Raw genomic sequence first — 12,168 nt, 5'->3', positions numbered from 1 at the left:
GAGCAGACGCAATCAGTCCGGTGGCGTGACCGGAGCCTCATCCGTTGCGACGGGAGCGGCCGGCATTGTGCCCTGGCCGCGGTTGCCGGGCAATGCAGCGAGCTTGCGCCACAACCAGGTCAGCTCCTTGCGCAGGGCTTCATTGCTTGCGTCAGGCGCATCGGCACGGGCCAGCAGGACCAGATCCAGGGCCGGCAGCTCGTGACGATGTAGGCGAAAGCTGTCGCGGATAAGCCGCTTGAGGCGGTTTCGGGCGACCGCGCGGCGATCAACCTTGCGTGAGATCGCCAATCCCAGACGGGCGGTTTCAGCACCTGACGCATGCCAATGCAAAACGAACAAACGCCCGCCAATGCGCTGGCGGGCGTTGAAGACTTGCTTGAACTCGGCTGCGGCTAGCAGCCTGGCGGTGCGCGGAAAGGCGGCCGCTTGGTTCACGCCGGGTCAGTCCTTCAGGACGCTGACCCGATCGTCAAGATCAGATCAGTCCCTGGCCGCAAGGGCTCAAGGAATCAGACGCTTGCGGCCTTTGGCGCGACGGGCGTTGATGATCTTGCGACCGTCAGCGGTGGCCATACGGGCGCGGAAACCGTGGGTACGGGCGCGCTTGAGGTTGCTCGGTTGGAAAGTGCGCTTCATGGCTGCACCTGAATCGTGGAGAAAAGAGGCGGGATGATAGCGGCTAATGGATGATTCGGCAAGCGTCTCGCCGTTGGCAGTGTCGCCTGCGGCGGCGTAGACTCGCAGGTTCGGTTGCCGATGGCGATTGCTGCGCATGGCAAGGCAGGAAACGGCGACCTCAACCGTAGGCAACGGTGACGCTTGACCGAACAGGTCGCGTCGAGCTGCGCGCGGCGCATTGAACGTGTAGAGGACATCCGATCCATGACTGACTGGTGGCCGCAGATCCTGAAGCGGCTGGAGGCCGAGCTTTCAGCCCAGGAGCTGCAAACCTGGCTGCGCCCGCTGCAAGCCAAGCAACAGGAGCAAAGCCTGCAATTGCTGGCTCCTAACCCCTTTGTGGTGGACACCGTGCGCGAGCGGTACCTGCCGCGTATTGGCGAGCTCGCGGCACATTTTTCCGGGCAGGCGGATCTCGCCGTCGAGATCGACGTCGGTCAGCTGAAGCCCAGCAAGCCGGCCAGTGCAAGCCCCTTGAGCAGCCCGTCCAAGCCCAATGTCGACCCGGGTTTCGATAGTGGATCGCTGGATGCTCAATACCAGTTCGAGAATTTCGTCGAGGGAAAATCCAACCAGCTGGGTCGGGCTGCCGCCATGCAGGTCGCTGCCAATCCGGGCAAGGCCTACAACCCCTTGCTTCTGTACGGCGGAACCGGGCTGGGCAAGACCCATCTGATGCACGCAGCCGGCAACGAAATGCGCCGACAGAACCCGGCCATGCGGGTGCTGTATCTGCGCTCTGAACAGTTCACCAATGAGATGGTCAGAGCGTTGCAGCAGCGCAGCATGGATGGTTTCAAGCAGCGTTTCCGGCAGATCGATGCCCTGCTGATCGATGACATCCAGTTCTTCGCTGGCAAGAACACCACCCAGGAAGAGTTTTTTCACACCTTCAATGCCTTGTTCGATGGCAAGCAGCAGATCATCCTGACCTGCGATCGCTATCCGAAGGAAGTTGAACACCTTGAGCCACGCCTGAAGTCGCGTCTGGGTTGGGGGCTATCGGTGGCGATCGAGCCGCCTGATTTCGAGACCCGCGCCGCGATCCTGCTGTCGAAGGCGCAGAACCGTGGCATCGCCCTACCCGACTCGGTGGCGATGTTGATCGCCAAGCGAATGCGTTCGAATGTGCGAGATCTGGAAGGTGCGCTCAATACCCTGGCGGCTCGGGCCAACTTCATGGGTCGGGCGATTACCGATCAGTTCGCCCAGGAAACATTGCGCGACCTGTTGCATGCGCAGCAACAAGCCACCTCGATCAGCAACATCGTCAAGATCGTGGGTGATTACTACCAACTACGCGTCGCCGATCTGGTCGGAAAGCGTCGCACCCAGAGCCTGGCACGGGCGCGACAAATGGCCATGGCCCTGGCCCGTGAACTCACCGAGCACAGCTTGCCGGAAATTGGCAACGAGTTTGGCGGCCGCGACCACACCACCGTGCTGCACGCCTGCAAGGTGGTGCGCGGTCTGATCGAGTCCGACGGCAAGTTGCGCGAGGACTGGGACAAGCTGGTGCGTAAGCTTTCTGAGTAGCTTTGCAGAAGAACTTTGGCGAGACTTGTGGATAATTTGGGGGCGACAGGAAGCGGTGTAAGTTATCCACATCGCATGCACAGGACTGACGGGCCCTCTCCACAATCTTGTTGCGTCGAATAATGTGTTTACTTTCAGCCAGTTATGCTTGTTCTTGACAGCTTGGCTCAGGCTCTAAAACAACCACTCTTATATTTAAATAAGATCATTATTTTAGCTTCGGCTCCGGTAAGGGACGACTCATGCGATTTACACTGCAACGCGAAGTTTTGTTGAAACCTCTACAGCAGGTGGTCAACGTTGTTGAGCGGCGACAGACCATGCCGGTACTGGCGAATCTTCTGGTGTCAGTAAAGGACAATGTGTTGTCGGTGACCGCCAGTGATACCGAAGTAGAGCTGGTGGCTCGCTGCAATCTGGACGGTGCTGAAGATGGTGAGACCACCATTCCTGCACGCAAGTGGTTCGATATCGTGCGTGCCCTGCCTGACGGAAGTCAGGTTACCGTTAAGCTCAACGGCGATCGGATCACGGTGTCAGCCGGACGTAGTCGCTTTGTCCTATCGACCTTGCCGGCCGAGGACTTCCCCTCCTCGGATGAGCTGGAAGTGGTAGAACGCGTTTCGCTGACCGAGAGCGTGGTCAAAGAACTGATCGAGCGCACCGCGTTCGCCATGGCGCAGCAGGATGTAAGGTTTTACTTGAACGGTCTGTTGTTCGACCTGTCGGAGAGCAATCTGCGTTGCGTGGCTACCGACGGACACCGATTGGCGCTGTGTGAGGCCGCGATTCCTACCGGCGCACAAAGTCGCAAGCAGATCATCCTGCCTCGGAAGGGCGTTCTGGAATTGCAGCGCCTGCTCGAAGGTAGCGACGTTGAACTGGAATTGGAGCTGGGGCGCTCGCACGTTCGGGCGCGACGTAGCGATGTCATGTTCACCTCCAAGCTGATTGATGGTCGTTTCCCGGATTACGAGGCAGTGATTCCGATTGGTGCCGACAAGCTGGTCAAGGTTGATCGCGAACTGTTGCGTTCGGCCTTGCAGCGAGCGTCGATCCTTTCCAATGAAAAGTACAAGGGCGTGAAGCTGGAGGTCAGCCCAGACCAGTTGCGCGTCACCGCGCACAATCCGGAGCAGGAAGAGGCCACCGAGGAAATTGAGGCGGAAACTCCTGTCGATGGCGTGGCGATCGGTTTCAATGTTGGCTATCTGATGGAGGCGATCGCGGCCTTGCGTGGCGAGCACATCATCCTGCAGTTGCGCGATGCGAACTCGTCCGCGCTGGTTCGTGAGGTCGATTCCGAGGCCTGTCGACATGTGGTGATGCCACTGAGGCTGTAAGGCTGAGCCGTGCGGATAACAACGCTCCGCATCGAAAATCTTCGGATCATCCAAGAGGCCGAGCTCCGTCTGGAGCCCGGCCTCAATTGGTTGGTGGGTCCGAATGGCGCAGGCAAGACCAGTGTGCTCGAGGCCTGTTCCTTACTCGCTTCTGGGCGCAGTTTTCGCAGTGTCGGCAGCTCCAATCTTCTGCGCGCCGGCTGCGAGCGCAGTACCGTGTTCGCCGAGCTGGTCTCTGTCGATGACAGGGTGGTTCGAGTCGGACTGGAACGGGATGCCAATGCCTATCGTGGGCGCGTCGATGGCGTAGTAGTCCGGACCTTGAGCGAATTGTTTTCGCATTTTCCTATGGTGTTCGTCGAGCCTGATTCCGGTCAGCTGCTGCACGGGCCGGGCGAGCTGCGACGGCAATTCGTTGATTGGGGTCTGTTCCACGTGGAACCAGACTTTCTTCCAATCTGGCGTCGTTACCAACGCGCGCTGCAACAGCGCAACTCTGTTCTGCGCAGCGGCGGCAGTCGAGAGGAGCTGCTGGCTTGGAACACCGGGCTGGCCGATGACGGCGATCGCCTGCACCACTGGCGGGTGGAACAGATTCGGCGGATCGAGTCAGTGCTGCAGGTCACCCTGCCCGTGCTGATGCCCGATCTTGGTCAGCCCGAGTTGCGCGTACGTAGTGGCTGGCTGCAGTCGATGAGTTTGATCGAAGCCCTGGCTAACGCGGAGGATTCGGATCGCCGCGTTGGCTACAGCACTGTTGGACCGCATCGTTTTGGCTGGACCCTGCGTTTCAAGGACGGTACCGAGCAGCAGCAACTGTCGCGAGGCCAAGCCAAGTTGACCGCCCTGGCGTTATGGCTGGTGCAACTACAGGTGTTTCGCCAGCGTCGGGAGCAGGCGCCGATGCTAGCCTTGGATGACGTCATGGCCGAGCTGGATCCCAACAATCAGCGGCGAGTGGTCGACCTGTTACAAAGTAGCGGGGTACAGACCTTGCTGACCCGCGCTGATTCCGCCGCCATCGACCTGCAAAGCAGTGAGAAATGGCCTGTGTTCCACGTGGAACAAGGCCGGGTCCAACGCCAGCTATAATCCCGCCTCCCCCGCTCCCCGCATCGCCGGCCATCGGTGACATTGTCTATGTCTGATACACCTCAAGTTCCGAACACCGAATACGATTCCAGCAAGATCACCGTGCTGCGTGGCCTGGAAGCTGTACGAAAGCGGCCCGGCATGTATATCGGTGATGTGCACGATGGCACCGGTCTGCATCACATGGTGTTCGAGGTGGTCGACAACGCCATCGATGAAGCGCTGGCCGGTCATTGCGATCAGATCACCGTCACGATCCACATCGACGGCTCACTCAGCGTGCAGGACAATGGACGCGGCATACCGGTCGACATCCACAAGGAAGAAGGCCGTTCGGCGGCCGAGGTCATCATGACCGTGTTGCATGCCGGCGGTAAGTTTGATGACAACAGCTACAAGGTGTCCGGTGGCCTGCATGGCGTCGGTGTGTCGGTGGTCAATGCCCTGTCCGAGACGCTGCGCTTGGATATCTATCGCGAGGGCTACCACCACGAGCAGGAATACCGCTTGGGAGAACCGCAGTATCCCGTTCGCCGGGTCAATCCCTCCAGCCGCCGCGGTACCGTACTGCGCTTCAAGCCGGCGATCGAGATCTTCCAGGACATCGAATTCCACTACGACATCCTGGCCAAGCGTCTGCGCGAGCTCAGCTTCCTCAACTCAGGCGTCAAGATCGATCTGATAGACGAGCGCGAGGATGGCAAACACGATCGATTCGCTTACGAAGGCGGCATCCGTTCCTTCGTCGAACATCTGGCGCAACTGAAGACCCCGCTGCACCCTTCGGTGATCGCTCTGCAGGGCTACGAGAGTAACGGCATCTCGGTGGACGTTGCCCTGCAGTGGACCGACGCCTACCAGGAAACGGTGTTCTGCTTCACCAACAATATCCCGCAGAAGGACGGTGGCACCCATCTGGCCGGGTTTCGTGCCGCCCTGACCCGCACCCTCGGTGCCTATATCGAACAATCCGGCTTGCTGAAACAGGCCAAGGTCGGCATGTCCGGCGACGATATGCGCGAGGGTTTGATTGCCGTGCTGTCGGTCAAGGTGCCCGATCCCAGCTTCAGCTCGCAAACCAAGGACAAGCTGGTCAGCTCAGAAGTGAAGCCGGTGGTGGAATCGATCGTCGGCGCCAAGCTCGACGAATTCCTGCAAGAGCACCCGAACGAAGCGCGCGCTATCGCCGGCAAGGTAGTCGATGCCGCACGGGCGCGGGAAGCTGCTCGCAAGGCGCGTGAAATGACCCGCCGCAAAGGCGCCCTGGATATCGCCGGCCTACCCGGCAAGCTGGCCGATTGCCAGGAAAAAGATCCGGCGCTGTCCGAATTGTTCATCGTCGAGGGTGACTCGGCAGGTGGTTCAGCCAAGCAGGGTCGCAACCGTCGCACCCAGGCCATCCTGCCGCTGAAAGGCAAGATTCTCAATGTCGAGCGGGCGCGCTTCGATCGCATGCTGAGTTCGGCTGAAGTCGGCACCCTGATCACGGCACTGGGCTGCGGCATCGGCAAGGACGAGTACAACCCGGACAAGCTGCGTTACCACCGCATCATCATCATGACCGACGCCGACGTCGACGGCTCGCATATCCGCACTCTGCTGCTGACCTTCTTCTATCGGCAGATGCCCGAACTGATCGAGCGCGGTCATGTGTATATCGGTCTGCCCCCGCTGTACAAGATAAAGCAGGGTAAGAACGAGCAATATATCAAGGACGATCAAACACTTAGCCAATACTTGATCAATCATGCCGTGGAAGGCGCCGCGCTGACCTACAAGGCCGATGTGCCGCCGATCAGTGGGCCAGGGCTGGAAAAGCTACTCTCACTCTACGTTGCCGCAAGCGAGGCGATTCGCCGTCTGGCAACTCGCATCGACCCGCAGGTCAGCGCCGCCATGCTGGAGCTGCCGCCGCTGAACGCGGAATTGTGGAGCGATGCCGCAGCCCTCAGCGCCTGGACCGAACGCCTGCACGCGCGGCTGGCCGATAGCGCGATGGGCAAGCCACGCTACCAACTCAGCGTCGAGCCGGTGCGCGGCGACGACCCGGGCGTGCTGCACATCGACCGCATGCATCACGGGCTGCGCACCCGCCAGAGTCTGGCCAGCAACATGTTCCAGAGCAGCGAGATGCGGCCGATTCTGGAAGCAGCCGCAGCCCTCGCTGAACTGATCGAGGGTGAAGCGCTGATTGAACGCGGTGGCCGCCAGCAAACGGTGCAGGGCTTCGAGCAGGCGCATGCCTGGTTGATGGACGAAGCCAAGCGCGGTCGCACCATTCAGCGCTTCAAGGGCCTCGGTGAAATGAATCCGGATCAGCTGTGGGAGACCACGGTTAACCCGGAAACCCGCCGTTTGCTCAAGGTGCGGATCGAAGATGCGGTTGCCGCCGATCAGATCTTCTCCACCCTGATGGGCGATGTGGTCGAGCCGCGTCGCGAATTCATCGAAGAAAACGCGCTCAAGGTCGCCAATCTCGACATCTGATCCGCGGGCGACCGGCGTGGCCGGTCGTCTTGATCAGCGTCATTCCGTTGCCTCCGTTGCCCCTCCACATCGGCGTGCCCTGCGCGCCGGCTATACTGTGCTTACGCAGGACCGGCTATCGCTAGTGCTCGGGGGCTGAGAGTGGTCGCGGCGGTGCGGGGAAACACCAACCAAGCGAGACATTCATGAAGAAGACCCATCTGTATCTTCTTGCGCTGTTGCTGTCGGTGGTGGGGGTGGCCGCCATCGGCTACAAATGGAAAGTGCTCAAATTTCCCTTGGCGCCGGTGGCCGAGGTCGACGTCTGGACGGTACAGGCGCGAGTCGAATACAACCCACGTCGTGGACCGAATACGGTCACCCTGCAAATTCCCAAGCGTCCACCCGGCTTTGCCGTGCTTGATGAGCGCTTCATTGCCAACAATTACTCGCGTCTGGAAGAAGAGCGCGGCAGCAGTCGCGAAGTTCAGTGGGCCATTCGCCGTGCTCGTGGCACGCAGGCCCTGTACTACCGCGCCACTGTGGTGCGCGCCAGCGAGAATCCGGCGCTGGGCGGCCGGCCCAAGGTAGGACAGCCAGCGATCCTGGAAGAGCCTTATTTCACCGCCTCGGCCAGTCTGCTGGAGGATGTGCGGCAGGGCTCAGCAGATATTCTCACTTTTGCCCAGGAACTGGTGCGGCGGATGAACGCCGAGCAGCCGGCCGAACAGGTTGCCCTGCTGCTGGAGAATCGCCAGGATCCCGAGGCCAAGGCGGAACTGATTGCTCAGTTACTGTCCTCGCGCGAAATTCCTGCCCGGATCATCCACGGCTTCCTGCTTGGCGAAAGCGAAGGCGCGATGGAGATCCGGCCCTGGCTACAGGTTCACAACGGCACCGACTGGCTCACCATCGACTTGCGAACAGCGGTCGACGGCTGGCCGGAAAATCTGTTCCTGTGGACGACCTCGAGCAGCCCCTTGCTCACTGTCGAGGATAATCCGCGCGCCAAGGTGGAATTCACCGTCAGCCGTAACCTCGCCGACGCCATGGCGATTGCCGAGCGTCGTCTGGAAGTACAGCATGAACACCTAGTTAAGTATTCACTGCTGAGTCTACCGCTGCAGACGCAGCAGGTGTATCGCGTGTTGCTGCTGGTACCGATCGGCGCCTTCATCATGCTGATCCTGCGCAACCTCATTGGCGTCAAGACCTACGGCACCTTCATGCCGGTGCTGGTGGCCCTGGCCTTCCGCGATACCGGGGTGGTGGCCGGGGTACTGCTGTTTATCTCCGTGGTCGGATCTGGATTACTGGTGCGCTTCTACCTGGAGCGATTGCGTCTGCTGCTGGTGCCACGCCTGACCGCGGTGTTGATCGTGGTAGTGCTGTTGATGGCCCTGGTCTCGGTGATCAGCAACCAGCTCGACATCGAGGTCGGGCTCTCGATCGCCCTGTTCCCGATGGTGATCATGGCGATGACCATCGAGCGCATGTCGATCGCCTGGGAGGAGCGTGGCGCCTCACAGGCGCTGAAGGAAGGCGTGGGCACCATGCTGGTCGCCGCCCTGGCCGCCACGGCGATGACTTATGATCCGCTGGTGCACGTCGTATTCGTGTTCCCTGAAGTGCTGTTGCTGATACTGGCCCTGACTCTGATGCTTGGCCGCTACTCCGGATACCGCTTGACCGAATTGTTCCGCTTCCGTGCTCTGGCGCGCGAGTTTGGCGCCACCGAGAAGCGTGCTGACGACAAGTCCAACGCAGAACCGCAGGACAAGTGAGCCGCTATGCTCGGTCTGTTTGAAATCGCCAGGCGTTTGAATCGCATCGGACTGGTGGGCATTGGCGAGCGCAATGCCGACTTCGTGCTGATGTACAACCGGCGCAAGTTCTATCCTCGAGTAGACGACAAGCTGATCACCAAACAGTTGGCTCAGGCGGCGGGTTTGCCGGTACCCGATCTGTACGCGGTGGTGCACGAAGAACATCAGATCGGCGACCTGCACGACAAGCTGAAGCCATTCGATCAGTTCGTGGTCAAGCCGGCGCACGGTTCTGGCGGCGATGGCATCCTGGTGATCACCGGACGACGCGGCGACAAGTACCGTCGCTCCAACGGTCACCTGATGCCACGGGAAGAATTCGAGCATCACTTATCTAATGGTTTGTCTGGCCTGTTCTCACTTGGCGGGCAGCCCGATCACCTGTTGATTGAATACTGTGTTCAGTTCGATCCGGTATTCGATCAGGTGTCGTACAAAGGCGTGCCGGATGTTCGCATCATCGTATTCCTTGGCTATCCGGTGATGGCCATGATTCGCTTGCCGACCCGTCTGTCGGACGGCAAGGCCAATCTGCATCAAGGTGCGATTGGCGTTGGCATCGACATTCCAAGCGGACAGACGCGACGTGGCGTCTGGGGCACTGAAATCATCAAGGAGCACCCCGACACCGAGCACAGCATCGTCGGCTTGACCGTGCCCAACTGGGACGAACTGCTGGGCATGGCGTCGCGTTGCTACGAACTTTCCGGATTGGGCTATGTCGGGGTCGATTTCGTGCTCGATCGCAACAAGGGCCCATTGATCCTTGAGCTCAATGCGCGCCCCGGACTGGCCATTCAGATTGCCAACGGCAATGGCTTGCGCCATCGGCTGAAGAAGGTTCAGGCCCTGGAGCAGGCCGGTCAGCTATCGAATGATGCCGATGAACGGGTCGCTTTTGCCCGTCAGCACTTCCCGACAATCTGAACAAAAACGAAACGCGATCGTCACATTGCCCAAGAAAAGCTTAATGGGGGCAGGTTTGAGGCAGGCAATGTGCCATTCGTCACGCCAAGGGTATTGAGCATTTGCACTAAAAGCGTTTAGTGTTGACGGTTCTGCGGGCGTGCACTGTGGGCACGCCATCCGTTTGTAGCCATTCGAGGAATCGCATGACTCCGACCCGACTACTGCATGCCGTCGTCGCATTGCTGCTGCTCGTAGTGTTCGCCGTGCCGGCTGATGCTGCGCGTAGCAAGAAAGATGAAAAGCCGGAGCCGGCCTATCCCAACGCGGTCCGCAAGGACCCGGAGCACTCGGTGTCGCGTCGTCTGGCCAAGCAGGTGCAGAAGACCTACGACCTGGCGCAGGGCGAGGACTTCGAGAAGACTTACGAAGCGGCGGTGGCCGTGCGTGACTCGAAGTTTGCCGGCCCCTATGAGAAATCTCTGGCCTGGCAGATCATTGGCATCAGCTGGATCGATCGCGACGATTATCCGAAGGCCATCGAGGCCTTTGAGCAGACCATCGAGAACGACGGCCTGGGCAATGACCAGCATTACCAGACCATGTTCCAGATCTCTCAGCTGTACATGTCGGAAGAGGACTACGACAACGCGCTGAAGTGGCTGAATCGCTTCTTCGACGAAACTCAGGGCGCCAAGCCCGAGCAGTTGGCCGTCAAGGCAAACATCCTCTACCGTCAGGAAAAACCCGCCGAAGCCATCGATGTGATGAAGCGGGCGATTACCGAGAGCGACGATCCGCAGACCTCCTGGTATCAGATCCTGCTAGCCTGCTACGCCGAAACCGAGCAATACGACGAGGCTGGCAAGCTGGCCGAGCAGCTGCTGGAAAAGAATCCCAACGACAAGCCTCTGATGCGCAATCTGGCGGCGATCTATATGAATGCCGACATGAACGACAAGGCCATCGCGGTGCTGGAGCGGGCCAAGGCCAATGGCATGCTGACCGAAGAGCGCGATTACAAGCAGCTCTATCAGCTCTACCACTACGCTGAAAAAGAAGCCGAAGCGATCGCCACGATCAACGAAGGTCTGGCCAAGGGGATCCTGCCGGAGACCGTTGAAACCTACCGCTTCCTCGGTGAGGCCAACTACTTCGGTGAAAATCTCCCCGGTGCCATCGAGGCCTACCGCAAGGCCGCGGCATTGGCGACCGACGGTGAGATGCACATCAACCTGGCCCGTGTGCTGTACGAAGAATCACGCTGGGCCGAAGCCAAACAGGCGGCCAATGACGCCCTGTCGCGTGGTGTGCGCCGCCGTGGCGATGCCTACATCCTGCTCGGCGGCGCTGAGCTGGAGTCAGGCAACCGGGCGGCTGCCATCGCGGCCTACAAGGAAGCCGCCAAATACCCCGAAACCGAGAACAACGCCAAATCGTGGCTGCGTTCGGTCGGAGTGAAGTAACCGGGCTGTCGATCGCCCCGCAATGGTATTAAGCTTGACTACCCTGACCGGTTTCCATGGCCAGTCAGATCAATCCGGATGCAACGAATAGCGGCCCCGCATGACCGACTTCAACACACCCAACAACGAAAATCAGGGTCTTAACTGGCCGCGAATTCTCGGCCTTTCCTTTGCCATGTGCATGCACGTCGCGCTGTTCATGATGCTGATCATGCCGGTATCGATGCCGCAGGCCGAAGAGGAAGAGGAAGAGATCGTCGAGGTTACCTTCATCGAGCCGCCGCCGCCGCCGCCGCCCCCGCCGCCGCCGCCGCCGGAACCGCCGAAGCGCCCGCCGCCGAAGCAGATCGAAAAGCCCAAGCCCGTACCGCCGCCGCCGGAAGCCCCGCCGCCGGTGGTGCTTGATACTCCGAGCCCCGTATCGATTCCGGCCCCGCCGCCGGCGCCGCCGGCGCCTCCTGCGCCGCCAGCCGACTATGGTCCCTCGGAAGATCAGACCTATCGCAAGATTCGCCCACCGCGTTACCCGCCGCAGGCGATTCGTCGCCGCGAAGAAGGCGAAGTGATACTCCGTGTTTTGGTTGGCACCGACGGCAAGCCCGTCAAGGTCGAGATCGAGAAAACCAGCCGCTCGCGTCTGCTTGATCGTGCCGCCATAGATGCTGTGCAGAACTGGGTGTTCAATCCCGGCCTGCGCAACGGCCAGCCGGTGCAAGGCTGGGTGCTGGTACCGATCTCGTTCAAACTCTCCGAAGCCTAATAAATAAGGGTAAGCGTTATGCTGCAAGAAGCCACTACCACTCAGCCGGCCCAAACCACGGCCGCGCCGCTCGATACCACGGCCAACGCCAG

10 protein-coding genes are annotated in these 12,168 nt (G+C 60.1%); 8 read left to right on the top strand and 2 right to left on the bottom strand.

What is annotated here, in order from left to right:
* Positions 1-12 precede the first annotated feature (12 nt).
* Both rnpA and rpmH read right to left on the bottom strand, forming a co-directional pair.
* A complete protein-coding gene (rnpA, locus tag IFO71_RS11500; RefSeq protein ID WP_192029781.1) occupies positions 13-438 on the bottom strand; it encodes a ribonuclease P protein component in 426 nt (141 codons plus the stop codon).
* Between the two features lie 66 nt (positions 439-504).
* Positions 505-639 carry a 50S ribosomal protein L34 gene (gene rpmH, locus IFO71_RS11495; protein ID WP_192029801.1) on the bottom strand — a complete coding sequence of 45 codons (135 nt, stop codon included), beginning with the start codon at positions 637-639 and terminating at the stop codon, positions 505-507.
* A gap of 246 nt (positions 640-885) precedes the next feature.
* Here rpmH and dnaA point away from each other — a divergent pair, with 246 nt between their 5' ends.
* The 8 genes from dnaA to IFO71_RS11455 all read left to right on the top strand — a co-directional run bounded on the left by dnaA (position 886) and on the right by IFO71_RS11455 (position 12,076).
* Positions 886-2,217, top strand: coding sequence for a chromosomal replication initiator protein DnaA (gene dnaA, locus IFO71_RS11490; protein WP_192029780.1), 1,332 nt, complete (start codon positions 886-888; stop codon positions 2,215-2,217).
* Positions 2,218-2,459: 242 nt separating this feature from the next.
* Positions 2,460-3,560 carry a DNA polymerase III subunit beta gene (gene dnaN / locus IFO71_RS11485; RefSeq protein WP_192029779.1) on the top strand — a complete coding sequence of 367 codons (1,101 nt, stop codon included), beginning with the start codon at positions 2,460-2,462 and terminating at the stop codon, positions 3,558-3,560.
* 9 nt (positions 3,561-3,569) lie between these two features.
* Complete coding sequence (gene recF / locus IFO71_RS11480; protein ID WP_192029778.1) at positions 3,570-4,652, top strand: DNA replication/repair protein RecF; 1,083 nt, start codon at positions 3,570-3,572, stop codon at positions 4,650-4,652.
* 48 nt (positions 4,653-4,700) lie between these two features.
* A complete protein-coding gene (gene gyrB, locus IFO71_RS11475) occupies positions 4,701-7,139 on the top strand; it encodes a DNA topoisomerase (ATP-hydrolyzing) subunit B (RefSeq protein WP_192029777.1) in 2,439 nt (812 codons plus the stop codon).
* A 185-nt stretch (positions 7,140-7,324) separates the two neighbouring features.
* Complete coding sequence (locus tag IFO71_RS11470; protein WP_192029776.1) at positions 7,325-8,902, top strand: UUP1 family membrane protein; 1,578 nt, start codon at positions 7,325-7,327, stop codon at positions 8,900-8,902.
* Positions 8,903-8,908: 6 nt separating this feature from the next.
* Entirely contained in the window at positions 8,909-9,871 is a 963-nt protein-coding gene (locus IFO71_RS11465; protein WP_192029775.1) for an alpha-L-glutamate ligase-like protein, read from the top strand.
* A gap of 185 nt (positions 9,872-10,056) precedes the next feature.
* Positions 10,057-11,316 (top strand): tetratricopeptide repeat protein, encoded by a 1,260-nt coding sequence (locus IFO71_RS11460; RefSeq protein ID WP_192029774.1) that lies wholly within the window; start codon positions 10,057-10,059, stop codon positions 11,314-11,316.
* A 100-nt stretch (positions 11,317-11,416) separates the two neighbouring features.
* Complete coding sequence (locus tag IFO71_RS11455) at positions 11,417-12,076, top strand: energy transducer TonB (RefSeq protein ID WP_192029773.1); 660 nt, start codon at positions 11,417-11,419, stop codon at positions 12,074-12,076.
* Positions 12,077-12,168 lie beyond the last annotated feature (92 nt).

The sequence above is a fragment of the Pseudomarimonas arenosa genome (genome assembly GCF_014841215.1).
Taxonomy (GTDB): domain Bacteria; phylum Pseudomonadota; class Gammaproteobacteria; order Xanthomonadales; family Xanthomonadaceae; genus Pseudomarimonas; species Pseudomarimonas arenosa.
Note: the sequence above shows the minus strand (reverse complement) of the source record. Positions and strands in the feature narration are given on the sequence as shown.